Annotated in this window: 23 protein-coding genes and 1 CRISPR repeat array; of the genes, 13 read left to right on the top strand and 10 right to left on the bottom strand. The window is 45.6% G+C overall.

What is annotated here, in order from left to right:
* Positions 1 to 2 precede the first annotated feature (2 nt).
* Genes TPET_RS05955 through lepA form a run of 3 tightly spaced genes read right to left on the bottom strand, consistent with a single transcriptional unit; the run spans position 3 to position 2,946 of the window.
* Complete coding sequence (locus tag TPET_RS05955; RefSeq protein WP_011943698.1) at positions 3 to 671, bottom strand: glycerophosphodiester phosphodiesterase family protein; 669 nt, start codon at positions 669 to 671, stop codon at positions 3 to 5.
* Positions 668 to 1,132 (bottom strand): DUF3242 domain-containing protein, encoded by a 465-nt coding sequence (locus tag TPET_RS05950; RefSeq protein ID WP_011943697.1) that lies wholly within the window; start codon positions 1,130 to 1,132, stop codon positions 668 to 670. The genes TPET_RS05955 and TPET_RS05950 overlap by 4 nt, the downstream gene beginning before the upstream one ends.
* Complete coding sequence (lepA, locus tag TPET_RS05945; RefSeq protein ID WP_011943696.1) at positions 1,129 to 2,946, bottom strand: translation elongation factor 4; 1,818 nt, start codon at positions 2,944 to 2,946, stop codon at positions 1,129 to 1,131. The genes TPET_RS05950 and lepA overlap by 4 nt, the downstream gene beginning before the upstream one ends.
* A gap of 97 nt (positions 2,947 to 3,043) precedes the next feature.
* On the opposite strand from lepA, the gene TPET_RS05940 reads away from it, so the two are divergent.
* Positions 3,044 to 5,404 (top strand): glycoside hydrolase family 2 protein, encoded by a 2,361-nt coding sequence (locus TPET_RS05940; protein ID WP_011943695.1) that lies wholly within the window; start codon positions 3,044 to 3,046, stop codon positions 5,402 to 5,404.
* 19 nt (positions 5,405 to 5,423) lie between these two features.
* Here the strand turns inward: TPET_RS05940 and TPET_RS05935 are convergent, their stop codons facing one another.
* Genes TPET_RS05935 through TPET_RS05905 form a run of 7 tightly spaced genes read right to left on the bottom strand, consistent with a single transcriptional unit; the run spans position 5,424 to position 10,443 of the window.
* Positions 5,424 to 5,825, bottom strand: a complete 402-nt coding sequence (locus TPET_RS05935; protein ID WP_011943694.1) for a UvrB/UvrC motif-containing protein — start codon at positions 5,823 to 5,825, stop codon at positions 5,424 to 5,426.
* The gene (gene pth / locus TPET_RS05930) at positions 5,822 to 6,382 is read right to left on the bottom strand and encodes an aminoacyl-tRNA hydrolase (RefSeq protein WP_011943693.1); all 561 of its coding nucleotides are present in this window, start codon (positions 6,380 to 6,382) and stop codon (positions 5,822 to 5,824) included. Before pth ends, TPET_RS05935 begins: the two co-directional genes overlap by 4 nt.
* Positions 6,383 to 6,385: 3 nt before the next feature.
* On the bottom strand, positions 6,386 to 7,030 hold the full coding sequence (locus TPET_RS05925) for a 50S ribosomal protein L25 (RefSeq protein WP_011943692.1): 645 nt from the start codon (positions 7,028 to 7,030) through the stop codon (positions 6,386 to 6,388).
* A gap of 30 nt (positions 7,031 to 7,060) precedes the next feature.
* A complete protein-coding gene (locus TPET_RS05920; protein WP_011943691.1) occupies positions 7,061 to 8,008 on the bottom strand; it encodes a ribose-phosphate pyrophosphokinase in 948 nt (315 codons plus the stop codon).
* Position 8,009: 1 nt separating this feature from the next.
* Complete coding sequence (gene glmU / locus TPET_RS05915; protein WP_011943690.1) at positions 8,010 to 9,347, bottom strand: bifunctional UDP-N-acetylglucosamine diphosphorylase/glucosamine-1-phosphate N-acetyltransferase GlmU; 1,338 nt, start codon at positions 9,345 to 9,347, stop codon at positions 8,010 to 8,012.
* 11 nt (positions 9,348 to 9,358) lie between these two features.
* Positions 9,359 to 9,661 (bottom strand): hypothetical protein, encoded by a 303-nt coding sequence (locus TPET_RS05910; protein WP_011943689.1) that lies wholly within the window; start codon positions 9,659 to 9,661, stop codon positions 9,359 to 9,361.
* Positions 9,658 to 10,443 (bottom strand): DUF72 domain-containing protein, encoded by a 786-nt coding sequence (locus TPET_RS05905; protein WP_011943688.1) that lies wholly within the window; start codon positions 10,441 to 10,443, stop codon positions 9,658 to 9,660. Before TPET_RS05905 ends, TPET_RS05910 begins: the two co-directional genes overlap by 4 nt.
* A 62-nt stretch (positions 10,444 to 10,505) precedes the next feature.
* Between TPET_RS05905 and tsaE the strand changes: the two genes are divergently transcribed.
* The 12 genes from tsaE (at position 10,506) to nadX (ending at position 25,297) form a co-directional block, all read left to right on the top strand.
* Positions 10,506 to 10,991 carry a tRNA (adenosine(37)-N6)-threonylcarbamoyltransferase complex ATPase subunit type 1 TsaE gene (tsaE, locus tag TPET_RS05900; protein ID WP_011943687.1) on the top strand — a complete coding sequence of 162 codons (486 nt, stop codon included), beginning with the start codon at positions 10,506 to 10,508 and terminating at the stop codon, positions 10,989 to 10,991.
* On the top strand, positions 10,945 to 13,308 hold the full coding sequence (lon, locus tag TPET_RS05895; RefSeq protein ID WP_012896369.1) for an endopeptidase La: 2,364 nt from the start codon (positions 10,945 to 10,947) through the stop codon (positions 13,306 to 13,308). The genes tsaE and lon overlap by 47 nt, the downstream gene beginning before the upstream one ends.
* Positions 13,305 to 13,691, top strand: coding sequence for a TM1634 family protein (locus TPET_RS05890; protein ID WP_011943685.1), 387 nt, complete (start codon positions 13,305 to 13,307; stop codon positions 13,689 to 13,691). The genes lon and TPET_RS05890 overlap by 4 nt, the downstream gene beginning before the upstream one ends.
* The gene (locus TPET_RS05885) at positions 13,684 to 14,841 is read left to right on the top strand and encodes an exonuclease SbcCD subunit D (RefSeq protein WP_148186786.1); all 1,158 of its coding nucleotides are present in this window, start codon (positions 13,684 to 13,686) and stop codon (positions 14,839 to 14,841) included. The genes TPET_RS05890 and TPET_RS05885 overlap by 8 nt, the downstream gene beginning before the upstream one ends.
* A complete protein-coding gene (locus tag TPET_RS05880) occupies positions 14,831 to 17,389 on the top strand; it encodes an AAA family ATPase (RefSeq protein WP_011943683.1) in 2,559 nt (852 codons plus the stop codon). Before TPET_RS05885 ends, TPET_RS05880 begins: the two co-directional genes overlap by 11 nt.
* Positions 17,382 to 18,005 (top strand): HEAT repeat domain-containing protein, encoded by a 624-nt coding sequence (locus TPET_RS05875; protein ID WP_011943682.1) that lies wholly within the window; start codon positions 17,382 to 17,384, stop codon positions 18,003 to 18,005. The genes TPET_RS05880 and TPET_RS05875 overlap by 8 nt, the downstream gene beginning before the upstream one ends.
* A 17-nt stretch (positions 18,006 to 18,022) precedes the next feature.
* Positions 18,023 to 18,643: an ABC transporter ATP-binding protein gene (locus TPET_RS05870; protein WP_011943681.1), complete on the top strand. Its 621-nt coding sequence runs from the start codon at positions 18,023 to 18,025 to the stop codon at positions 18,641 to 18,643.
* Complete coding sequence (locus TPET_RS05865; protein ID WP_011943680.1) at positions 18,627 to 19,460, top strand: sulfide/dihydroorotate dehydrogenase-like FAD/NAD-binding protein; 834 nt, start codon at positions 18,627 to 18,629, stop codon at positions 19,458 to 19,460. Before TPET_RS05870 ends, TPET_RS05865 begins: the two co-directional genes overlap by 17 nt.
* Positions 19,457 to 20,863, top strand: a complete 1,407-nt coding sequence (gene gltA, locus TPET_RS05860) for an NADPH-dependent glutamate synthase (protein WP_011943679.1) — start codon at positions 19,457 to 19,459, stop codon at positions 20,861 to 20,863. Before TPET_RS05865 ends, gltA begins: the two co-directional genes overlap by 4 nt.
* On the top strand, positions 20,851 to 21,360 hold the full coding sequence (folA, locus tag TPET_RS05855) for a dihydrofolate reductase (RefSeq protein WP_011943678.1): 510 nt from the start codon (positions 20,851 to 20,853) through the stop codon (positions 21,358 to 21,360). Before gltA ends, folA begins: the two co-directional genes overlap by 13 nt.
* A gap of 35 nt (positions 21,361 to 21,395) precedes the next feature.
* Positions 21,396 to 22,979, top strand: coding sequence for a bifunctional aspartate carbamoyltransferase catalytic subunit/aspartate carbamoyltransferase regulatory subunit (locus TPET_RS05850; protein WP_011943677.1), 1,584 nt, complete (start codon positions 21,396 to 21,398; stop codon positions 22,977 to 22,979).
* 123 nt (positions 22,980 to 23,102) lie between these two features.
* Positions 23,103 to 23,927: direct repeats of the CRISPR family, unit length 30 nt; unit sequence GTTTCCATACCTCTAAGGAATTATTGAAAC.
* A gap of 644 nt (positions 23,928 to 24,571) precedes the next feature.
* Positions 24,572 to 25,297 carry an aspartate dehydrogenase gene (gene nadX / locus TPET_RS05845; protein WP_011943676.1) on the top strand — a complete coding sequence of 242 codons (726 nt, stop codon included), beginning with the start codon at positions 24,572 to 24,574 and terminating at the stop codon, positions 25,295 to 25,297.
* Position 25,298: the final 1 nt, after the last annotated feature.

The raw sequence follows: 25,298 nt of genomic DNA, 5'->3' as shown, positions 1-25,298 counted from the left end.
TTTCACCTCAACTTCACGAAGAGTTCCACTTCGTCTGTGATAACCCCATCTATTTCTCCGCGTATCTTTCGATAGATCTCCGAATCGTTCAGCGTCCAGACGAGGACCAAGATTCCTTTTTTTCTGAAACTCCTCAAAACCTCCACCGCGTATTCTAACTCAAACGCCTGGTATGGAATGTGGAGTGAATAAGGAAGTTCTTTTTCAACTCTCTCGACAAAGTTTTCGATACTTCCGTAGTTTTCTTCATCTATCAGATAGCCGTATTTTGTCCCCTTGAATTTCTCATCGAGAAGGTCCAGATCGAAAGAGGAGAATATCAGATTCTTCCTTCTTTTCGAAATTTCCAGAACGGCATCTGCCACTTCTCTTTCTTTTATCTCAACGTTAATGATTTTATCATCCGTGATGTTTTCGAACACTTCCCTAAGGGTGGTCATTTTCCCATCTGTTAATTCTTTCAGTTCTGACACGGTGGCATCTCTTATCTTCACGTCCAGACCGAACAGTCTTTTCAAATCTTCATCGTGTGAGACGACAACTTCCCCATCTTTCGACAGTCTCACGTCCAGTTCCACCCCATCTGCTCCCGCTTCTATCGCCTTCATAAGTGCTTCGAGAGTGTTTTCAAGGTATTTTGCGGAGTATCCTCTGTGACCCAGAACGATCACCGTTTCATCTCCTCGTAGACTCTGTAAACGTGCTTCACGAATTCTTCTACACCGTTCTTTCCCTCGACAACGAAGAGCCAGTTTTTTCTCCACCAAGCAATGATCTTCTTTCCATCCGATACTGTGGAGAATTTTCCCATGTTGGGCAGGTCCAGAACACTTCTTATGGAAACAAACCCGGCTCTGCCGTTCAATTTCTTCCAGATCTTCTTCGCTTCTTCGCCTTTGTAGACGTAGAGGAAAACAGGACCATACTCCGTTTCAAAAACCGCCACTTTGCCCTTCATTTCCACGTCTCCATAACTGTCTATCTCCTTCACATCCGACAATCTGTAATCTCTGGTTTCCAGAACGAAGATGGCTGTATCCAGAGAATAGGCCTCCGGCGGTACCACTACTTTTATCAACGTACAGGAAGAAAGCATCAGGAGTACAACAACGAGAAGCAAAGAGCGCCTCACTTTTCTTCCTCCTCTCCTATTTTGAGAAGAGCAAGAAACGCTTCCTGCGGTATGGTGACCTGTCCGATTTCCCTGAGTTTCTTTTTACCCTCTTTTTGTTTTTCGAGAAGTTTCATTTTCCTCGTCACATCTCCACCGTAACATTTCGCCAGAACGTCTTTTCTGAGCGCTTTTATGTCCGCTCTTGCTATTATTCTGCCGTCAGCCTTAGCCTGAATAGGAATTTGGAACTGGTGGCGTGGAATCAGATCTTTCAGTTTATCCACCATCTTTCGGGCTATCTGGTACGCTTTCGAGCGATGTGCTATGAACGACAATGCATCGACGGGTTCTTTGTTTACGAGTATGGTAACCTTCACCAGGTCGCTTTTTCTGTACTCTTTGAACTCGTAATCCATGGAAGCGTAGCCTCTGCTCACCGCTTTCATCTTATCGAAGAAATCGTATATTATCTCGGCAAGTGGAGCGTCGAATTTTAGAATGACCCGGTTTTTTCCAGCGTTCTCGGTTATTCTGAGTTCTCCTCTCTTCTCATTTTGAACGAGATTTATTATCGCTCCAATGTATTCACTCGGTGTGATGATCGAAAGATCAACGTACGGTTCGTACGCTTCCAGTATCTCTCCTTCATCGGGAAATTTGGAAGGATCTGTGATCTCTATTTCCTCGCCGTTTCTGAGTTTCACCTTGTATCTGACGTTCGGTGCGGTGAGAATGACGGCAAGGTCGAATTCTCTCTCTATTCTTTCTCGCACCACTTCCATATGAAGTGGCCCCAGAAAACCACATCGAAAGCCAAAGCCCATAGCCGGAGATATCGTGGGCTCGAAATACAGTGCAGAATCGTTGAGTTTCAACTTTTCGAGTGCCTTTCTGAGTTCTTCGTAGTATTCGGGAAGTCCTGGAAACATCCCGGCGAAAACCATCGGTTTTATCTCTCTGTATCCTGGAAGAGCTTCATCAACTGGATCATTCGCCGATGTGATCGTGTCCCCCACTCGCGCGTCCGACACCTCTTTTATTCCTGCGATGATGTATCCCACTTCACCTGCGCTGAGTGAATCCACTGGTTTCATCTCTGGCAAAAACACTCCTACTTCCTGGACTTCGTAAACCTTCCTGTTGGAGAAGGTCATTATTTTATCACCGGGTTTTACCTGTCCATCGAAGAGACGAACATGCACGATCACGCCTTTGTAGTTGTCGTATTTTGCGTCGAATATGAGCGCCTTGAGTTTACCGTTGATATCTCCCTTCGGAGGAGGAACCCTTTTGACGATGGCTTCGAGGAGTTCTTTCACACCCGTTCCTTCCTTGGCACTGACGAGCAGGATCTCATCTTCACTCGCGCCGAGAAGGTCCTTTATTTCGAGAGCGGTTTCTTCAATGTTTGCATTCGGAAGATCTATCTTGTTGATCACCGGAATTATCTCCAGATCATGCTCTATGGCAAGATAGGTGTGGGCAACTGTCTGAGCTTCCACTCCCTGTGTCGCATCGACAAGCAAGATGGCACCTTCACAGGCCGCCATGCTTCTTCCCACTTCGTAAGAAAAATCCACATGTCCCGGTGTATCTATGATGTTTATCTCGTAGGTGTTTCCATCTTCTGCCGTGTACATGACCTTCACCGGCTGGGCTTTTATGGTGATTCCTCTTTCTCTTTCTATATCCATCATATCCAGGTACTGCTCTCTCATTTTTCTTTTGTCCACCGTGTTTGTGATTTCAAGAATCCTGTCCACCAGAGTAGTCTTTCCATGGTCGATATGCGCTATTATACATATGTTTCTGATCAGGTCGGGTCTGTACACTCCTCGATCACCTCCGGAAAAATTAACCTCTCTTTTGAATTTTACCATTTCGTTTTTTCATAAAGGGTGTGATATACATTCATGAGGAGGTGATAACGTGAAGAGAATCGACCTGAACGGTTTTTGGAACGTCAGGGATAATGAAGGGAGATTTTCACTTGATGGAACTGTGCCAGGAGTTGTTCAGGCAGACCTGGTCAGAGAAGGTCTCCTTCCACACCCGTACGTTGGGATGAACGAAGATCTCTTCAAAGAAATAGAAGACAGAGAGTGGATCTACGAAAGGGAGTTCGAGTTCAAAGAAGATTTAAAAGAAGGGGAACGTGTCGATCTTGTTTTTGAGGGTGTTGATACGTTGTCAGATGTCTATCTGAACGGTGTTTACCTTGGAAACACTGAAAACATGTTCATTGAGTATCGCTTCGATGTCACGAACATATTGAGAGAAAAGAATCACCTGGAGGTGTACATAAAATCTCCCATCAGAGTTCCAAAAGCTCTCGAGCAGAACTACGGAGTTCTCGGCGGACCAGAAGATCCCATTAGAGGCTACATAAGAAAAGCCCAGTACTCGTACGGATGGGACTGGGGCGCCAGAATCGTCACAAGTGGTATATGGAAACCCGTTTACCTCGAAGTGTACAGAGCACGTCTTCAGGATTCAACGGCTTATCTGCTGAAACTTGAGGGTAAAGATGCCCTTGTGAGGGTGAACGGTTTCGTATACGGGGAAGGGAATCTCAGTGTAGAAGTCTTTGTGAACGGTGAGAAGACAGGGGAATTTCCCGTTTTCGAAAAGAACGGAGAAAGACTCTTCGATGGAGTGTTCCACCTGGAAGATGTGAGGCTCTGGTATCCGTGGAACGTGGGGGAACCGTACCTGTACGATTTCGTCTTCGTGTTGAAAGACTCAAACGGAGAGATCTACAGGGAAGAAAAGAAAATCGGTTTGAGAAGAGTCAGAATCATTCAGGAGCCCGATGAAGAAGGAAAGACTTTCATATTCGAAATCAACGGTGAGAGAGTCTTCGCGAAGGGTGCCAACTGGATTCCCTCGGACAACATCCTCACGTGGTTAACAGACGAAGATTACGAAAAGCTCGTCAAAATGGCGAGGAGTGCCAACATGAACATGCTCAGAGTCTGGGGAGGAGGTATTTACGAGAGAGAGATCTTCTACAGGCTCTGTGATGAACTCGGTATCATGGTATGGCAGGATTTCATGTACGCGTGTCTTGAATATCCGGATCATCTTCCGTGGTTCAGAAAACTCGCAAACGAAGAAGCAAGAAAAATTGTGAAAAAACTCAGATACCATCCTTCCATTGTTCTCTGGTGCGGAAACAACGAAAACAACTGGGGATTCGATGAATGGGGAAATATGTCCAGAAAAGTGGATGGTATAAATCTCGGAAACAGGCTTTATCTTTTCGATTTTCCAAAGATCTGTACTGAAGAAGACCCATCCACTCCCTACTGGCCGTCCAGCCCTTACGGCGGCGAAAAGGCGAACAGCGAAAAAGAAGGAGACAGACACGTCTGGTATGTGTGGAGTGGATGGCTGAACTACGAGAACTACGAAAAAGACACCGGAAGGTTCATCAGCGAGTTTGGATTTCAAGGTGCTCCCCATCCAGAGACGATAGAGTTTTTCTCAAAACCTGAGGAAAGAGAGATATTCCATCCTGTCATGCTGAAGCACAACAAACAGGTGGAAGGTCAGGAAAGGTTGATCAGGTTCATATTCGGGAATTTTGGGAAGTGTAAAGATTTCGACAGTTTTGTGTATCTGTCCCAGCTCAACCAGGCGGAGGCGATCAAGTTCGGTGTTGAACACTGGCGAAGCAGGAAGTACAAGACGGCTGGTACTCTCTTCTGGCAGCTCAACGACAGCTGGCCGGTTTTCAGCTGGTCCGCAGTCGATTACTTCAAGAGGCCCAAAGCTCTCTATTATTACGCGCGGAGATTCTTTGCGGAAGTTCTACCCGTTTTGAAGAAGAGAGAAAGCAAAATAGAACTTTTGGTGGTGAACGATCTGAGGGAGACGAAGGAGGTCTCTCTCAGGCTTGCGGCCTATGAGAGGACGGGAGAAAAAGTATTCGAGAAGACTTACAGAACTGTACTTCCAGCAGACGGTGTGTGTTCGGTTGATAGAATTGAATTGCCCGATGATCTTTTCTTCTTCGTCGAGGCGGAAATTGATGGGGTTAAATACAGAAACTACAGGGTTTTCAGAAAGTGGCGCGATCTGGAACTTCCAGATCCGGAGATTTCGCTTGAGGACATGGGAGATTTTATAGAATTGACAGCGAAAAGCCCCGCTTTTGGTGTCAAGATTCTCTCCGATGAAGTACCTGAAGACGATTTTCTGTTCCTGGAACCGGAAAAGAGTATCACGATAAAGAAACCAGATGGAATAAGAGGAGTGAAATCTCTGTATGATTATTTGAAACGATGAAAAGCCCCTTCGGGGGCTTTCATTTTACTGTTTTGTTTTTGATTTGAAGTATGAGTTGTTTCAAACGATTGGCCTTTCTGTAATCTTCGTTCTTTATCGCCTCATTTAATTTTCTTTCGAGGAAAGTGATTTTTCTTTCATTTTCAAAGTTTTCTTTCTCTTGATCTGACCAGATTTTTCCGAACATTTCCTCCAGGATTTTCAGGGGAGCCTCCACGAAAATCGTCATCTCTCCCTCGTAGGAAAGATGTCTGTTTCTTCTCCTTGAGTCCTCTGAGGGAGATGGGATGTTCTTGAAAGGAATACTCTCTTTCAGAACATCCATCAAGCATTTCTGACAGTATGCGATCTCCTTTTCTACACCGTCGAAATCCACTTTATATGACTTTGAAGTTTCCTGTCCACACTTCAAACATTTCATACTCTCACCTCTAAGGAGTTGTAGATAGACATTGCTTTTTCTGTTCCTTCGATGAGAATCACCTCAAGGGCTTCTTTCATCACTTCAAACACTTTGTTTAGTATAATCCACTCCTCGTCTGAGAATTCTCCCAGCACGAAATCTACAAGATCCATTCCTTCTGGTTTATCACCTATTCCTACCCTTATACGCTTTATCTCCTGTGTTCCGAGCGCCTGTATGATGGATTTCATACCGTTGTGTCCACCGTCGGAACCTTTCTTCCTGATGCGGATCCTTCCAAGTTTCAAACTCACGTCATCGTACACCACTATTATATCATCCGGGCTGGCGTTGAAGAATTTCAAAACGTGGGGCATCGCCAAACCGCTGAGGTTCATATAGGTCAATGGTTTCACCAACGCCACGTCGTTTCCGGCCAGCTTGATTCTGCTCCACGCGAAATATTTTTCAGTTTTCCAGTCTTTGCTTTTCAAAAAGTCCAGAAACAGAAAACCCACGTTATGCCGGGTGAAGGCATAACGTGGGCCTGGATTCCCCAGACCAACGACAACCATGCGTTATTCCTCTTCTTCTTCCTTTCTCCTTATAACTTCAGGTTCTGCGGTTTCTTCCGCTTCTGTAGTTTCTTCAATCACCACTTCTTTCGGAACGAGAACAGAAACAACCACTTCTTCATCTCCGAGAAGGCACTTAACACCTTCTGGAAGTTTCAGATCTCTTGCGTAAATCACGTCTCCAAGATCGAGGGAGGAAACATCCACTTCTATTTCCTGCGGAACGTTGTCGGGATCGGTTTCAACAGGTATCTCTTCGTGGAACACCTCGAGGAAGCCACCCTTTTCAACACCAACTGGTTTTCCAACAACTTTGAGAGGCACATTGATCCTCATTCTATGGCCTTTTGTCGGTTCATAGAAGTCGAGATGAACGACCGTTTCAGAGACCTTGTCCCTCTGAATCATCTTGAGAAACACGGTCTTTTCCGACACCGTGTTTCCCTGATCGTCTTTGATTATCAATTGAATGGGGGTTGCTTCGGAAATGGTGTGGAATACCTTCTCGAGGACCGATCTCTTGATTTTCACGGGTATAGGTTCAGTTGCTGGTCCATACACTACCGCTGGTACTTCTCCATTCCTTCTAAGACGCCTCGCTTCTCTTTTTCCCTTCACTTCTCTCACTCTTGCTTCCAGACTTACCATCTTTTCTCCCTCCCGTAGGTCTTCGCATTGTCATCTGAAGAGTGTGCTCACAGACAGATGTTTCCTTATTCGCATGATGGCTTCTCCTATGAGATTCGCTACCGAGATCACCTTAACCTTTTCTGGAAGATCTTCATGATATATCGTGTCGGTTATATACACGGTGTCTATCGAGGAATTTTCTATCCTCTCCAAGGCTCTATTGGAGAAGACGCCGTGTGTTGCACAGGCTATGATTTTCTTTGCGCCTGCATTTTTCAGAGCCTCTGCACCCTTCACTATAGAGTGAGCAGTATCTATTATATCATCGAACATGATAACCACTTTATCCTTAACCTCTCCTATTATGTTGACCACTTCCGCAACGTTATCACTCGGCCTTCGTTTATCGAGAATCGCAAGAGAGGTTTTCAATCTTTCAGCCATTCTCCTTGCCCTTCTCACACCACCCACGTCAGGTGAAACAACCACAGTTTCTTCAGGAACGATGTTTTCTCTTTTGAGAAGTTCCTCTGCGAAGACGGGATAGCTCCAGAGATTGTCAACGGGAATGTCAAAGAACCCCTGTATCTGTTCCGCGTGGAGATCCACCGTCAGAACGCGGGTCGCCCCAGCCACAGTGATGAGGTTTGCAACCAACTTGGCACTGATGGGATCTCTTCCCTTTGCCTTCCTGTCCTGTCTTGCGTATCCGTAGTAAGGGATCACGACAGCGATGGTGTTGGCTGATGCTCGTTTGAGCGCATCGATCATTATGAGAAGTTCCATGAGGTTTTCGTTCACCGGAGGTGAGGTGGGCTGAATGAGAAAGATGTCGTGTCCCCTCACCGTTTCGTTTATACGGACGTTTATCTCTCCATCGGCGAATCTTCCAACCTCACAGTCACCGAGTTGAAGATTCAGGTAATTTGCAATCTTCTCGGCCAGAGGTCTGTTGGCGTTTCCAGAAAAAACTTTCATTTCGTTTGAGAAAGACATATCATTCCTCCTTTCGCTTTTTCAATACCCAACCTTCTTTCACAACCTGCCTTGCTCTACCCAGACCAAGGGAATACGGTGGAACGTCTTCTGTTATCACCGATCCCGCTCCTATCAGAGCTCCTTCTCCAATACGAACGGGTGCCACCAAAGATGAGTTGCTTCCTATGAATGCTCCATCTTCAATGAAGGTGGGATTCTTTTTCTTACCATCGTAATTACAGGTGATTGTCCCTGCACCTATGTTCACATTTTTTCCAACGAACGCGTCCCCTATGTAACTGAGGTGTTGAGCTTTGGTTCCCTCTCCAATTGTACTTTTTTTGATTTCAACGAAGTTTCCAATTTTTGAAGATTTCTTCAAAATCGTTCCTTCTCTCAACCTCGCAAACGGACCAACGGAAACATCGTCTTCTATCACACTTTTGAAGCATTCAGATCTTGTGATTTTCACGTTGTTTCCTATTTCACAGTCGACTATTCTCGTCATGGGGCCTATTTCACAGTTTTCTCCCACGCGGGTTCTGCCTTCTATGAAAGTCATAGGATGAATGACAGTGTCCATACCGATTTCGACGGAGTAGTGAATGTAAGTGGTGGCTGGATCTAAGATGGTAACACCGTTTTCCAAAAGCTCTTCTATTTTTCTCATTCTGAGCTGTTCCTCGAGCCAGACAAGAGTCTTTCTGGTGTTCACTCCTGTTATTTCAAGCAGATCATCAGTTTTCACAACCCTCACTTTTTCGGCGAAATTGACCGCGTCCGTGAGATAGTACTCTCCCTTTGCGTTTTCATTTTTTATCTCCGGTAGTACTCTTAAAAGAAAATCACCGGAGAACACGTAAAATCCGGTGTTGATCGTTGTTACACTCTTCAATTCTTCTGGCAGATCCGCGTCCTCTATTATTCTGTATTTGTCCCCGTCTTGTATGACTCTACCGTACCCGGATGGGTCTTCGAGGTCAGCCACCAAGATGGTCACATCCGCACCTTTTCTGTGTTCTTCGATCATTCTTTTCAAGGTGTTTTCGCTTATGAGAGGAACGTCTCCGTAGAGAATCAAAACGTCATCTCCGGGTTCGATGAAATCTTTTGCACACATCACAGCGTGTGCGGTGCCCAGCTGTTCTTCCTGAACGAAGACGTCTACCCACTCCGGAAGAGTTTTTCTGACCAATTCCGCTTCAAAACCGAGGACAACGCCAACTTTCTGCGCTACTTTCCCGGCTGTTTCAACCACCCACTCTATCATGGGCTTTCCAGAAAGTGGGTGTAACACTTTTGGTATCTTTGATTTCATCCTTGTACCCTTTCCCGCTGCGAGAACGAGGGCTCTCATACTTTCACCTCTTAAAACCAGTTTCTCTTTTCAAGATCGAGCTCGTTCATTTCCCCTTTCAGGAAGAGTTCTATTTCCTCTCTGGTCAGATCTTCCTCCACGAAAATCCTTTTTTCTCTCGGATAATCTTCAAAAACACGGTGAATTATGGGTTTCTGAGAAATCTCCATGGCAAACAGTATCATCTGGAGCGCTTCGTTTATTTCATCGTCTGAATACTTCTTTCTGAGCTGGTGTATGTGTTTTCCGACAAGATCAAAGAGATCTTCCTGGGTTGCTTCGAGAACACTGAGAATCTCATCCAGAGCGTTCACACTCTCTCCTCCATCATCTTTTTAAACTGCAAAGCGTTCATCGCCGCCTGACCTTTGTAACAGTTGTTGAAGAAGACATAAGTTTCCTTCACTCTTCGTGAAAGTTCTACAACATCTTCAAAGAGAGTTTTCAGTTCTTCCTCACTGTAGAGGTAATCGTACCTTTCTTCCCCTTCGGCTTCGAACCATCTTTCGTTCCTTCCATGAAATCTGAAGTAGGCGTAATCAGTTGTCGTGATGGGACGATAGGGGAACAATCCGGGAAGCTTTGGTTCGTCCACCACCACAAAGGTTATACCATGATTTCTCAAGAATTCATATGTTTCTTCTCTGTCCCAGGAGTAGTGTCTGAACTCCACAGCGATTTCGTACGGGTAGCTTTCTCTCAATTTTTCAAGATATTCCACGTTTTTTCTGGAGAGTTTGAAAGAGAATGGAAACTGTGCTAAAGTCATCTTTAGTCTTTGTTCTTCTATTAGAGGCTCTATTTGACGTGTGAAATTTTCCATGTCCTCTTTTGGATCTTTTCCCTCTTTCCAGAGAACGTGCGTGACGCTTGCTGGTGTCTTTACGGTAAAATAGAAATCGGGAGGGGTCTTTCTCAACATCTGAACAAAGGAGCGCCACGATGGTTGGGTGTAATAAGTGAAATTGAGTTCCACTATTCTGAATCCGAGCACCGCCCAGTAGTACTTCAGAAACTGGGAAGGTTTCAGATGTTCGGGGTACACCACTCCTTTCCAATCTTCAAAGGAAAAACCGCTCGTTCCCACGTAAACCATTCGCTGTGTCTCCTTCCGGAGGGATTCAATATGTATTGTACAACACTGTGGGGGAACAGAAAATGAGACATTTGCGGTTTGAAAATTTAACCGAAGAGCAGTTGAAAAGACTCGCAAAAATTCTCACTGAGAATCTCAAGGGCGGAGAGGTGGTGATACTCTCCGGAAATCTCGGAGCTGGAAAAACAACGTTTGTGAAGGGTATGATCAGAGCGATAGGTCTCGATGAAAAAATGGTGAAGAGTCCAACTTTCACCCTCATGAACGTTTATCCAGGTTTGAAAACAATATACCACCTTGATCTTTACAGACTTCAGGACTCAGACTTTCTCAGTCTCGATGTTGAAGACATACTGGAGGACGAAGACGGAATCATGGTGGTAGAATGGGGAGATCTGTTCGATGGATTCTGGCCTGAGGACTCGATAAAGGTGAAGATAGAGATAGCGGACGAGAGTCACAGAAACGTGGAGATCCTTATACCCGAGGAGGTGAACTTCCTTGCCGAAAAAATCGAAAGATACCGAAAAGAGCTTCAAAATACTTGAGAAATACGCCAGTCAGCAGGAAAAAGAACTGGAGATACCTGACAGCTTGCCGTGTATTCCTTTGAGAAACGGGATGGGAGTTTTTCCAAACACCGTTGTTCCTTTCTACGTGGGAAGGACCGGCTCTCTTATAGCACTCGAAGAAGCCATGGAAAAGTACAACAGACTTCTTCTGGTGGTCAATCAGAAAGATCCATCCGTTGAGACACCAGAACCGGAAGACCTCTACAAAGTGGGAACGGTTGTGAAGGTGCTTCAGATAATGAAGCTTCCAGATGACACGTTCAAGGTGCTCGTGGAAGGGCTGGAGAGAGCTCAAATCGAGGAATTCGTCTCGACTGATCCTTTCTTCCTCACGAAGATAAAAATACTGAAGGTGAAATACAGAAAAACGAAGAAACTCGAAGCACTTATGAGAAGCGTCAAAGACAAGGCAGTCAGATATTTCAACCTGACCCACAGGTTTCCTCAGGAGACGCTCGTTACCCTTAAAGAAATGCAGGATCCGGACAAGCTCGCAGACTTCGTTGCTTCGATTCTTCCCGTTCCTCTGGAGACGAAGCAGGAACTCCTCGAGACGATTCATCCTCTTGAACGTCTCGAGAAGATACTCTCAATACTGGTGAAAGAAATCGAGATTCTCGAGATAGAAGAAGAAATTGAGAAAAAGGTGAAGGACAGAATAGAGAAGACCCAGAGAGAATACGTGCTCCGCGAAAAGCTCAGGGCTATAAAAGAAGAACTCGGAGCGGAAGAGGAGTTAGAGATCAAGGAGCTCTACGAGAAGGTAGAAAAAGGTGATTACCCAGACTACGTGAAGGAAAAGGCTTACAAAGAGATTCAAAGGCTCGAGAAGATGTCGCCCTACAGTGCCGAGGCGACGGTTGTCAGGACCTATCTTGACTGGCTTCTGAACCTTCCATGGAGCGCTGCCAGCGAGGATAGACTCGACATAAAGGAAGCGGGGAAGATCCTGGATAAGAACCATTACGGGCTCGAAGAGGTCAAGGAGAGAATACTGGAGTATCTCGTGGCCAGGAAGTTTTCAAAGAATCTCAAAGCTCCCATTCTCTGCCTTGTGGGACCTCCGGGAGTGGGGAAAACGTCGCTGGGCAGAACCATCGCAGAAGCGATGGGAAGAAAGTTCGGAAGAATGTCCCTTGGAGGCCTCAGAGACGAGGCAGAAATAAAGGGACACAGGCGTACTTATGTGGGGGCGCTTCCGGGAAGAATCATACAGATCATAAGAAGGCTGGGAACGAAGAATCCCGTTATTCTGCTCGACGAAGTGGACAAGATGGGAATCAGTTTTCAGGGTGATCCGGCGTCTGCTCTGCTCGAAGTTCTCGATCCCGAACAGAACAAGGACTTCGTCGATCACTATCTCGAAGTACCCTTCGATCTCTCTCAGGTGCTGTTCATTACAACCGCGAACGTGCTTCACACCATTCCTCCCGCGCTGAGGGACAGAATGGAGATCATAGAGATACCAGGGTACTCGGATCCAGAGAAGTACCACATAGCCAGGGACTACATAATACCGAAGATTGCACAGGCTTATGGCCTGTCAAAGGTGATGTTTACTCCTGGAGCGATCAAAAAGATCATCAGGGAGTACACAAAAGAAGCGGGTGTGAGAAATCTCGAGAGAGTCATAGAAAAGGTGATAAGAAAAAGTCTTGTGAAGGGCGAGAAGAAGTCTTTCAAAATAACCACTAAGGATATCGAAGAGCTTCTCGGACCTCCTGTTTTCAAGGAGGAGGAGATTTTGGAAGAAGACACAGTGGGAGCAGTTACAGGCCTTGCCTGGACTCCAGTTGGTGGAAGTGTTCTCATCGTGGAGAGTCTGCTGGTCCCCGGAAAAGGCAATCTCATTTTAACAGGAAACATGGGTGACGTGATGAAAGAATCTGCCAGAATAGCCCTCAGTGTGGTCAGGAAGATGTGTGGAGAAGAATGCAGAGAGGTCTTCGAGAAGAACGACATCCACATCCACGTTCCAGAAGGAGCCGTTCCAAAGGATGGCCCCTCCGCCGGCATAACGATCACGGTGGCCCTGTACTCTGCCGTCACCGGTAAAAAAGTCAGAAGGGATGTAGCCATGACGGGTGAGATCACGTTGAGGGGTAAAATACTCCCGGTGGGAGGGATAAGAGAGAAATTGCTCGCGGCAAAGAGAGCCGGCATAAAAAAAGTAATCCTTCCTTCGAGAAACAGACCAGACGTGGAAAAGATACCGAAGGAATATCTGAACGGGATGGAGATCGTTTACTGTAGTGAAATACAGGAAGTTCTCAAGGAGGCCATTGTGAGGTGAAGAGAGACATATTCTACGTGATCATTCTGACAGTCTTCGCGGTTCTTTTTATGCTCACGTATTTTTCCTACAGAAATCTTGCCGTGAAGCTCACCCGTATGGAAAAAACGTTGAAAGCATACGAGCTTTACATTTTCTCCGATTACGAGAGTTTTGAAAACTACGTGAAGAAAGAGGGATTGAAAATAGAAGGAATGGAACTTTTGAAAGAAAAGAAGGCCAGGTCTCTCATCGCTGAAGGAAAGGATCTGTTCGAGACTGCCAACTATGGAGAAGCCCTTGTTTTCTTTGAGAAAGCTTTTAATCTCTCTGACAACGAGGAGATAAAGAAAATAGCCAGTTTTTATCTGGAAGAATGCAGGAAAAAGCTGGCGGGTGATTGATTTGAAGGAGCTCAGAATACTCCACACGTCCGACTGGCACCTCGGTGTCACCTCGTGGACCAGCTCGCGACCAGTAGATCGACGTGAAGAGCTGAAGAAAGCGCTCGATAAAGTAGTCGAAGAAGCCGAAAAGAGAGGGGTCGATCTGATTCTTCTAACGGGTGATCTTCTTCATTCGAGGAACAATCCTTCGGTTGTCGCTCTGCACGATCTTCTGGATTATCTGAAGAGGATGATGAGAACAGCGCCTGTGGTAGTACTTCCTGGAAACCACGACTGGAAGGGCTTGAAACTCTTTGGAAATTTCATAACATCGATCTCGAGTGACATAACCTTTGTCATGTCCTTCGAACCTGTGGATGTAGAAGCCAAACGGGGCCAGAAGGTGAGAATTCTCCCCTTCCCGTATCCTGACGAGTCGGAAGCTTTGAGAAAAAACGAGGGAGACTTCCGGTTCTTCCTCGAATCCAGACTCAACAAACTTTACGAAGAAGCGCTGAAGAAGGAAGATTTCGCTATCTTCATGGGTCACTTCACTGTTGAAGGGCTCTCGGGTTATGCTGGAATCGAGCAAGGAAGAGAGATCATTATAAACAGAGCGTTGATTCCGTCGGTGGTTGATTACGCTGCGCTCGGGCACATTCATAGTTTCCGAGAGATTCAGAAGCAACCTCTCACCATATACCCTGGCTCTCTCATAAAGATAGATTTCGGAGAAGAAGCGGACGAAAAAGGAGCGGTCTTTGTTGAGCTGAAAAGAGGAGAACCGCCCAGGTATGAAAGAATAGACGTCGCCCCTCTTCCGTTGAAAACTCTCTACTACAAAAAGATAGACACCTCTGCTCTGAGAAGCATAAGGGATTTCTGCAGGAATTTTCCTGGTTACGTGAGGGTGGTTTATGAAGAAGACTCCGGTATTCTTCCCGACCTGATGGGAGAGATAGATAATCTGGTGAAGATAGAAAGAAAGTCAAAAAGAGAGATAGAAGAGGTGCTTCGAGAAAGCATGGAAGAGTTCAAAGAAGAGCTGGACAAAATTGATTACTTCGAACTCTTCAAGGAGTATTTGAAGAAGAGAGAAGAAAACCACGAAAAGCTGTTGAAAATCCTGGATGAGCTTCTCGATGAGGTGAAAAAGAGTGAGGCCTGAAAGACTCACCGTTAGAAACTTTCTTGGACTGAAAAATGTCGATATAGAGTTCCAGAGCGGAATAACGGTTGTAGAGGGTCCGAACGGTGCCGGAAAGTCGTCCCTCTTCGAAGCCATTTCTTTTGCACTTTTCGGGAACGGGATAAGGTATCCCAACTCGTACGATTACGTGAACAAGAACGCCACCGATGGAACTGCCCGTCTCGTGTTTCAATTCGAACGTGGAGGGAAAAGATACGAAATCATAAGAGAGATAAATGCCCTGCAGAGAAAACACAACGCGAAGCTCTCCGAGATACTGGAAAACGGAAAGAAAGCGGCCATAGCAGCAAAACCTGCCAGCGTTAAGCAGGAAGTGGAAAAAATTCTGGGAATAGAACACAGAACCTTCATAAGAACGGTTTTCCTCCCACAGGGAGAAATAGACAAGCTTTTGACTTCTCCTCCATCGGAGATCACCGAGATCATCTCCGATGTTTTCCAAAGCAAAGAAACACTCGAAAAGCTGGAAAAACTCCTCAAAGAGAAGATGAAAAAGTTGGAGAACGAGATATCCTCCCTGCAAGCTCTCTACGCCGCCAGCTGGAAGTATCTGGAAGAGAACGATCTGGAAGTTCTGAAGAGCGAGCTGAAAACCGTCTCGGAGAAAAAGAAAGAACTTCTCAAAAAAAGAGAAGAACTCCAGAAGGAAGAAGAGCAGCTCAAGAGGCTCCTTGAAAAATATCGGGAACTCGTGAAAAAGAAAGAGAGGCTCAAGGCGCTCTCTCTGAGAAAGAACGAATTGCAAAAAGAAGTGGTCCACGAGCAGAAGGTGAAAAAAGCGAAGGAACTGGAACCGCTCTTTCGAGAACTCTACCTCAGACAGAGGGAATTTGAGAGGCTCTCACAGGATTTGAACAGCAGGGAAGAGAGATACAAAGAACTCGAAAAGAAAAAGGAAGCGATCTCAAAAGAAATCCCTGTTCACAGGGAAAGACTTTCCAAGCTGGAGGAGATGGCAGAAAAGATCAACGAAGAACTGGATCTTCTTGAAAAGGTCTTGAAGGCCTCTCGGCCGCTTCTTGAGCAAAGAATAAGATTGAAAGAAAATCTCATAAGGCTCGAGGAAGAGATCAGAAGACTCGTCGGAGAAAAAGAAAAGAGGAAAAAAGAGCTGTTTTCGATTGAAAAGACAGAGAATGAAACGAAGGATGAGCTGGAAAAACTGCTCGAAGAACTCTCAGTTTTGAAGAAAGACCACATGAAATGGCTGGCCTATCAGATAGCTTCCAGTCTGAACGAAGGTGACACCTGCCCTGTATGCGGTGGAGTGTTCCATGGAAAAGTGGAAGCCGTCGAATTCAATGTCGATGAACTTGAGAAGCTCGATCAAAAAAGAAGCGAACTGGAAAACACCTTGAACGTTCTGAAAGAGAGAAAGAAAAGCCTTTCCAGCCTCATAGAAGATCTTCTGATGAAAACCGAAGAGGGGAAGAAAAATCTGAAGAGCATTCGAAATCAGATTGAAAAAATTGAAGAAGAACTGCACAGATTGGGTTATTCGGAAGATCTGGAGGAAAAACTGGATGAAAAAAGAAAAAAGCTTAGAAAAATAGAAGAAGAGAGGCATTCTATTTCCCAGAAGATCACAGCGGCCGACGTTCAGATTTCGCAGATCGAAAACCAGCTGAAAGAAATAAAAGGAGAGATCGAAGCCAAAAGGGAAACTCTGAAAGAACAGCGCGAAGAGATGGACCAGTTGAAAAGAGATTTCTTCGATCGTTTAGGGGAGATAGGAATCGGCTTTGAAGAGTTCAGGATCCTCGTCAAAGAGGAAGTAAAGGACGCGGAAAAAGAATTGGGAATTGTAGAGACGGAGATCAGGCTTCTTGAGGGAAGCCTAAAGGAGCTCGAATCAGAGAATGTTCGAGATGTGAGTGAAGATTACGAAAGGGTTCGAAATCAACTGGAAGCTCTCTCACAGGAAATATCGGATCTTGAGAGAAAAGAAGGACGGCTCAATCATCTCATCGAAGAAACACTCAGAAGAGAGCGAGAGTTGAAGAGTCTGGAGAAGAAGCTGAAAGAGCTGAGCGATGAATACAACAATCTGGATCTTCTGAGGAAATATCTGTTCGATAAAAGTAACTTCTCAAGATACTTCACAGGGAGAGTTCTCGAAGCGGTCCTGAAAAGAACGAAGGCATATCTCGACATTCTGACGAACGGAAGGTTCGACATAGATTTTGACGACGAAAAAGGTGGTTTCATCATAAAAGATTGGGGCATCGAAAGACCAGCGAGGGGACTTTCCGGTGGAGAAAGAGCTCTCATTTCCATATCTCTTGCCATGTCCCTTGCAGAGGTAGCCTCCGGCAGGCTGGACGCGTTCTTCATCGATGAAGGGTTTTCCAGTCTCGACACGGAGAACAAAGAGAAGATCGCTTCCGTTTTGAAGGAACTCGAAAGATTGAACAAGGTGATCGTTTTCATCACGCACGACAGGGAGTTCTCGGAGGCTTTCGACAGGAAGCTGAGAATAATGGGAGGAGTTGTGGTGAATGAGTGACGAAAAAAGGAGAAAGAAAGAAGAACTGATAGAGAGAATCGTGAGTGAAAAGGGAGAGGAAGCGTTTCCGAAACTGCTTGAGCTTCTGGAGGACGAAGACCCGGAAGTGAAAGAAATCGTCTCTGAAGTCTTCTACAGACTCGGTGATCGGGCAAGGGAGTTTCTCTTCAACGAAATTCAAAAGAGAAGGGAAAGAGGTTTCGAGAAGAACGACATCACGAATCTCTACATAATCGATATACTCGGAGATCTCGGTGAAAAAAGAATGAAGAACGTTCTTTACGAACTCATGGAAAAGTACGACTCGGAAGAAGCACTTCTCATTATATACGAAGCGCTCGCTAAAATAGGAGAAGGGGAAGTCTTCCTGCCGGAACTGGAATACCTGATGTTCGAGGATGCCTACAGAAAGGAACTTTGCGAACAGGTGGCGATGGTGCTTGCCAACATTCCAACGGAGAGATCCCTGAGAATCCTCCTGAAGGCTCTGAAGAACAAAGAGTTTTCGGAAGGCCAGAAGGAGTTCTTTAGAAGGGCAGTGGAGATGATTCTGTACAGAAAACCGGAGCTTTCTAAGTATGTGACCGATGAGGAAAGAAAGGAGCTGGGATTATAGTTGTAGTCGCGGAAAACTTGAAAAAATCTTACGGGAAGAAGAAGGTTCTGGATGGAGTTTCGTTTTCTCTCGAGAAAGGAAAATCCCTCGGCATTGTTGGACAGAATTCTGCGGGGAAGACCACTCTTTTGAAGATACTCGCCACCATCCTGAAACCGGACGAAGGAAGACTCTTTCTCTTCGAAAAAGACGCACTGAAGGACCTGTCGTACATTCGAAAGAGAATAGCCTTCGTTCCCGAGTTCCCTGCTCTGCTTGAAGAACTCACAGTTCGTGAGAACCTTCTTTTCTTTTCCAGACTCAGAGGGGTGAAGATGGAAAGCTTCATTGTCTCTGAGTTCATGCTGGAACCTTTCATGGGAACCCTTGTTCGAAACGCTTCAAAAGGCGTGAAACAGAGAACGGCTCTTGCAGCGGCTCTATTTGGAAACCCTGAACTTCTGATCCTCGACGAGCCGACCAGCGGTCTCGACGTTGAATCGGCCAGCATCGTCAGGAGTAAACTGAAACGACTCAAAGAAGAAGGAATCACGGTGATAATATCTTCTCACATAAGGGAGGACATCGAAGAACTCTGCGACGAAATTCTGGTGATCAACGGTGAGAGTGGGGGGAGCAATCTTGAACGAGATCGTTAAGAAGACGAAAATCGCAGAAGATGTGTTCGATTTCTGGGTTCATTCACCCTCTGTTTCAAAAGAAGCGGGACCGGGGCAATTTGTTGTGATAAGGCTCCACGAAAAGGGAGAGCGAATCCCTCTAACAGTGGCCGACACAAGGCCCGAGAAAGGACTGTTCAGGATGGTCGTGAAGGTCGTCGGAAAAACCACTCACGAGCTTTCTCTGAAAAAAGAAGGGGACACCATTCTCGATGTGGTGGGACCTCTCGGGAACCCGAGTGAGATCAAAAACTACGGGAACGTCCTGCTCGTGGGTGGAGGAGTGGGAATAGCGACGCTCTATCCCATAGCGAAAGCGCTGAAAAACGTGGGGAACAACATCACAACCGTTCTCGGTGCAAGAACGAAAGACTACTTGATCATGGTGGATGAATTCAAAAAGATATCCGATGTTCTGCTTGTAACGGACGACGGAAGCGCTGGAATGAAAGGTGTCGTAACGGACGCGATGGATAAACTCTTCAGGGAGAGAAAGTTCGATATCTGCTGGGCTGTTGGACCCACCATCATGATGAAATTCTGCACGCTGAAAGCAAGAGAATTCGGAGTTCCGATATGGGTCTCTCTAAACCCGATAATGGTGGACGGAACGGGAATGTGCGGTGCCTGCAGGGTCACGGTTTCTGGTCAGATCAAGTTCGCCTGTGTGGACGGCCCCGAGTTCAGGGGAGAAGAAGTGGACTGGGACGAACTTCTGAAAAGGCTCGCACAGTACAGAGAGCAGGAAAAGATCTCGTACGAAAGATTTTTGAGAGCGGCAGGTGAATCAGAATGAAAAACAGAAAAACTCCGATGAAGGAACAATCACCGGAATCGAGGAGAAGGAACTTCGAAGAAGTAGCGCTCGGCTACACGCTCGAAGAGGCTGTGGCGGAGGCTCAGAGGTGTCTTCAGTGTCCCACACATCCGTGCGTCTCCGGATGTCCTGTGGGAATCGACATTCCCGGCTTCATAAGGAAACTCAGAGAGGGAAAACTCGAGGAATCTTACAGAATTCTCAAAAGCTACAACAACCTTCCCGCGGTCTGTGGAAGAGTCTGTCCCCAGGAAGTTCAATGTGAGTCGAGGTGTGTCGTGGGAAAAATGAAAGACAGCGAACCCGTTGCGATCGGAAGGCTGGAACGATTCGTCGCGGACTGGGCAGCCGAGAACCTCGAAGAAGAAGTGAAACCTCTGGCCGGGTCAAAAAAGGAGAAAGTCGCCGTCGTTGGTTCAGGTCCAGCGGGACTGACAGCTGCGGCAGACCTCGCGAAGATGGGATACCACGTTGACGTTTTTGAAGCTTTTCACAAACCGGGTGGTGTTCTCGTGTATGGAATTCCGGAGTTTCGTCTTCCAAAGGGGATCGTTGAAAGAGAAGTCAACTACATAAGGAAACTCGGGGTTAACTTCTATCTCAACACGGTTGTTGGTAAGACTGTCAAAGTGAAAGAGCTCCTTTCGGAGTACGACGCCGTCTTCATAGGTACCGGTGCGGGAACACCGAAATTCATGGGAATTCCGGGAACGAATCTGAACGGAGTGTACTCCGCCAACGAGTTTCTCACGAGGGTCAATCTCATGAAAGCCTATCTCTTCCCTGAGTACGACACACCCATCCGTGTGGGAAAGAAGGTGGCTGTGATAGGAGCTGGAAACACTGCTATGGATGCGGCAAGAAGCGCGCTCAGATTAGGAGCCGAAAAGGTGTACATTGTCTACAGGAGAACGGAACGTGAGATGCCCGCCAGAAGAGAGGAATACCACCATGCACTGGAGGAAGGAATTGAGTTTCTGTGGCTCACTCTCCCGATACGATACATCGGGGACGCCAACGGAAACGTGGAAGCCGTGGAGTGCGTAAGGATGGAGCTGAAGGAAGCAGACGGTTCGGGAAGGCCAAGACCTGTTCCCATCGAGGGAAGCAACTTCATTCTCGAGGTTGACATGGTGATAGAAGCTATAGGGCAGGGTCCAAACAGGGTGCTTCTCTCTGAGTTCCCAGGCTTGAAACTGAACGAACACGGATACATCAAAGCGGACGAGGACACAGGAGCAACGAGCGTGAAAGGCGTCTTCGCAGGTGGAGACATCGTAACAGGTGCAGCGACGGTGATAAAGGCCATGGGAGCTGGAAAGAAAGCGGCGCAGTTCATCCACTCTTACCTCACAGGGGAATGGAACCCATGGCAAAAGTGATTTTCGTTCTTGCGATGGACGTCTCCGGAAAAATAGCTTCCTCTGTTGAAGGCTGGAACTCATTTGAGGACAGAAAAAATTTCAGAGAGATCACCACAGAGATCGGAAACGTTGTGATGGGAAGGGTCACATTCGAAGAAATAGGAAGACCTCTTCCAGAGAGGCTGAACGTTGTTTTGACGAGAAGACGCAGGTCTTCCAACGATCCTTCACTTGTTTTTTTCAACGGTTCACCTGGGGATGTGGTAAAATTCCTCGAAGGAAAAGGCTACGAAAAGGTGGCTGTCATAGGAGGAAAGACCGTGTTCACGGAATTTCTGAGAGAAAAACTGGTAGATGAGCTTTTCGTCACCGTCGAACCGTACGTGTTCGGGAAGGGAATACCTTTCTTCGATGAATTCGAAGGTTACTTTCCTTTGAAACTTCTGGAGATGAGGCGTTTGAACGAAAGAGGCACACTTTTTCTCAAATATTCTGTAGAAAAATCGCACCGTTAGGTGCGATATTTTTTTGTCTGAAGGGGGTATTGTGAATGAAACGGGATTTTCTCGGCAGAACCCTCGCAGTCATAGAAGATCTGAGCGTGGAGGAGCAGATGTTCCTCTATGAGAAAACCAGAGAGCTCAAACAGAGATGGTACAACGGAGAGGATGTATCGGATTTCAGGATAAAGAAGAGAAACGTTGGAATATACATCGTTTTCGTTGAACCAAGCACGAGGACGAAAGAATCCTTCATAAACGCTGCAAAGTTTCACTCGGGTCCAAACGTGAAGGTGAACGTTTTCGATTCGGAACATTCCTCCTTCAACAAACAAGAAAGCTACACGGACACCTTCTCCATGCTCACAGGCTACAGCGACTACTCCATATTCGTTGTGAGAACAAGACTCGAAGGAGTCTGTAGACTCCTGGAAAGAAGAATATCAGAATTCGCAAGCAGGAACGGTATAGAAGTACCCTCTTTTATAAACGCGGGCGACGGAAAGCACGAGCATCCAACACAGGAACTTCTGGATGAATACACCTTTCTCGAGCAGAATGGTTTTGACAACTCGTTCATACATGTGGCACTCGTTGGTGACCTGCTTCACGGCCGAACGGTTCATTCCAAAGTGAACGGCTTGAAGATATTCAAAAATGTGAAGGTGGATCTTGTGGCACCGGAAGAGCTCATGATGCCAGAGCATTACGTAGAAAAGATGAAAAAGAACGGTTTCGAGGTCAGGATTTTCTCTTCGATCAGAGAGTATCTCAGCCAGAAAGATGTGGCAAAGATCTGGTACTTCACACGGCTTCAACTCGAAAGAATGGGAGAAGACATTCTCGAGAAGGTTCATATTCTGAGAGAAGCAGTCACTTTCAAAAAAGAGTATCTGGACGCACTGCCGGAAGGAGTGAAGTTCTACCATCCGCTTCCAAGGCACAAGGTTTATCCGACGATACCGAACTTCCTGGACACACTCCCTCTGAACGGATGGGAAACACAGGCGAGGAACGGTTACTGGGTGAGGATCGTGCTTCTTTCCATGTTCGGTGGAGCGCTGGAAGCACCTTTCGATACCTCGAAGAAAGAAGAAAAGCCAGAAGAAGACTTCATAATCCCTGCTCCCATCACACACGGATCAAAGGGGGTTCAAAAGGAAGGAAAAAGAGGTATAAAACCCATTGAAAACGGAACGGTGATAGACCACATAGCCAAAGGAAAGACACCGGAGGAAATTTACTCAACAATTGTGAAAATAAGGAAAATTCTGAGACTCTACGATGTGGACAGTGCGGATGGTATTTTCCGGTCGAGTGATGGAAACTTCAAGGGCTACATCAGCCTGCCGGATCGTTATCTCTCCAAGAGAGAAATAAAAAAACTCTCGGCGATTTCTCCAAACACCACAGTCAACATCATAAAAAACAGCACGGTTGTTGAAAAATACAGAATAAAGCTTCCACCAACGATCTATGGATTTGAGGAACTCCGATGCAAAAACGAGAACTGCATCACCAATCCCGCACACGGCGAAAATGCTTCACCTTCCTTTGTGAGAGACGAAAAAGGACAGTTTATATGCGAGTACTGTGAAACACCGCATTCTTTCGAAGAAATCTGGAGTATTTGAGAAATCTACAAGAAAAAGAAAGCAGGGGAATTTTCCCCTGCTCTTTTTATTTTATAACCCTTTAAAAGCTTATGTGAACTTGGTTAATGTTTCTATACCTCAAATCAGGCCCGTTAGAGCCGGGTTTCCATACCTCTAAGGAATTATTGAAACATATCACCTTACAAGACAAAAACGAAGACAAAATTTGTTTCCATACCTCTAAGGAATTATTGAAACTGAGACGGGTTGTGATTGGTATCTTTTCCCACGCAGGTTTCCATACCTCTAAGGAATTATTGAAACAAGCGCTTCTCTTGCAATTTTGGTGGGGGTGGTCTGTTTCCATACCTCTAAGGAATTATTGAAACAATGAAAGCCCAGAGTAGCGGGAAAGCCCCCGAAAAAAGTTTCCATACCTCTAAGGAATTATTGAAACCGTCAAAGCCCTAGCGTGCGACCTCGTTGCTGTAGCGTTTCCATACCTCTAAGGAATTATTGAAACAAGATGCATTACAACTGTATAGAGAACTCTTACCAGGGTTTCCATACCTCTAAGGAATTATTGAAACAATTTTTGAATCAAAAGACGAGTGCGAGGGATGTTAGTTTCCATACCTCTAAGGAATTATTGAAACGGAGATGGGGAGGTGATCCTCGTTGATGAAGAAAGAGGTTTCCATACCTCTAAGGAATTATTGAAACTCACTCCTATGTTTAAGTCCAATTACATTATAGACTAGTTTCCATACCTCTAAGGAATTATTGAAACGGGGCTTGGTATCTGAAAAAGGCATATGAAATGTGGGTTTCCATACCTCTAAGGAATTATTGAAACATAAGGTTCCGGTTCAACCCGCGCAAGGCAGGAAGGTTTCCATACCTCTAAGGAATTATTGAAACATGCTCCGGTCCTGACGGGCGCTTTCTCCTTTGCTTGTTTCCATACCTCTAAGGAATTATTGAAACCCGTTGAGTTCAAGAGAAATTATACCACAAACACACTCTGAAAGCAAGATGTTTTTTGACCTTCCATATCCTCCCTTTCCATAAACCATTCTAACACACAAGAGAGCACCTTCAAGTACTGTTTGGAAAAATGGAATAATTGCATAGTCAAACAAGAAAAGAACACAAGCAAAAAACAGATGATAAATTATATCAACCTACGTCAGGGCATTTTGGGATGTTTTTGGTAAAAATCGATTAGTTCCATGTTTCACAAATAGATGAAAGAAGGTATTCCTCAGTGTGTTAGAAGTTAACTGTTAACTTCTCTAATTAAAAGCACTTACACGTCATCGATTACCACAAATTCTCTTCATATTGTCTCTTCATATCATCCATTATTCCCTTTTTAACGCATAGCTTCCGGTACCACAAACCCGCATAAAATTTTTCGTTACCGGTAATTGCATACTCTGTATCGTTCTTCCAATGCCAAGTACACACATCACCTACTTTGTGAATGATTGGAACTAATTCTATTTGGATGCATAAAATAATCTTGTTGGATATTAATATTTTTCACACTAATATTACAGCGACTTTTGATCAAAACAACTTGTCTTTTGTTTACAGCAGGTGTAAACTTATTTCTGGGGGTGTTGAGCATGACTGTTCTGATCATCGGAATGGGAAATATTGGAAAAAAACTCGCAGAACTGAGAAATTTCGAGAAAATCTACGTTTACGACAGGATCTCAAAAGACATCCCAGGAGTTGTTTACCTCAATGAATTTCAGGTTCCCCCAGATGTCAGCACGGTTGTCGAATGCGCTTCTCCAGAAGCCGTTAAAGAATACTCGTTTCAGATCCTGAAAAGTCCTGTGAACTACATCATAATCAGCACCAGCGCTTTCGCAGACGAAGTCTTCAGGGAAAGGTTTTTCAACGAGCTGAAAAATTCACCAGCCAGGGTCTTTTTCCCATCCGGTGCCATCGGCGGTCTCGATGTTCTCTCTTCCATTAAAGATTTCGTCGAAAACGTCCGCATAGAAACGATAAAACATCCAAAGAGTCTCGGCCTGGATTTGAAAGGCAAAACAGTCGTGTTCGAAGGAAGTGTCGAGGAAGCGTCAAAACTCTTTCCAAGAAACATCAACGTAGCGTCGACTATCGGTCTTGTAGTGGGCTTTGAAAAGGTAAAGGTAACAATAGTAGCAGATCCTGACGCGAATCACAACGTTCATATAGTGAGAATCTCCTCCGCCATCGGAAACTACGAGTTCAAAATAGAGAACATTCCATCACCAGAAAACCCAAAAACAAGTATGCTAACAGTCTATTCGATTCTCAGAACCTTGAGAAACCTCGAATCAAAAATCGTATTCGGATGAG

This window comes from Thermotoga petrophila RKU-1 (assembly GCF_000016785.1).
Taxonomy (GTDB): domain Bacteria; phylum Thermotogota; class Thermotogae; order Thermotogales; family Thermotogaceae; genus Thermotoga; species Thermotoga petrophila.
The sequence above is the reverse complement of the archived record's forward strand: the minus strand, read 5'-3'. Positions and strand labels throughout refer to the sequence as shown.

Bases quoted from the DNA above. Each gene is read 5' to 3' on its own strand.
- TPET_RS05935 (WP_011943694.1), bottom strand. From the start codon at position 5,825: ATGAAATGTTTGAAGTGTGGACAGGAAACTTCAAAGTCATATAAAGTG.
- pth (WP_011943693.1), bottom strand. From the start codon at position 6,382: ATGGTTGTCGTTGGTCTGGGGAATCCAGGCCCACGTTATGCCTTCACC.
- TPET_RS05925 (WP_011943692.1), bottom strand. From the start codon at position 7,030: ATGGTAAGTCTGGAAGCAAGAGTGAGAGAAGTGAAGGGAAAAAGAGAA.
- TPET_RS05920 (WP_011943691.1), bottom strand. From the start codon at position 8,008: ATGTCTTTCTCAAACGAAATGAAAGTTTTTTCTGGAAACGCCAACAGA.
- glmU (WP_011943690.1), bottom strand. From the start codon at position 9,347: ATGAGAGCCCTCGTTCTCGCAGCGGGAAAGGGTACAAGGATGAAATCA.
- TPET_RS05905 (WP_011943688.1), bottom strand. From the start codon at position 10,443: ATGGTTTACGTGGGAACGAGCGGTTTTTCCTTTGAAGATTGGAAAGGA.
- tsaE (WP_011943687.1), top strand. From the start codon at position 10,506: ATGAGACATTTGCGGTTTGAAAATTTAACCGAAGAGCAGTTGAAAAGA.
- TPET_RS05875 (WP_011943682.1), top strand. From the start codon at position 17,382: ATGAGTGACGAAAAAAGGAGAAAGAAAGAAGAACTGATAGAGAGAATC.
- gltA (WP_011943679.1), top strand. From the start codon at position 19,457: ATGAAAAACAGAAAAACTCCGATGAAGGAACAATCACCGGAATCGAGG.
- folA (WP_011943678.1), top strand. From the start codon at position 20,851: ATGGCAAAAGTGATTTTCGTTCTTGCGATGGACGTCTCCGGAAAAATA.
- TPET_RS05850 (WP_011943677.1), top strand. From the start codon at position 21,396: ATGAAACGGGATTTTCTCGGCAGAACCCTCGCAGTCATAGAAGATCTG.
- nadX (WP_011943676.1), top strand. From the start codon at position 24,572: ATGACTGTTCTGATCATCGGAATGGGAAATATTGGAAAAAAACTCGCA.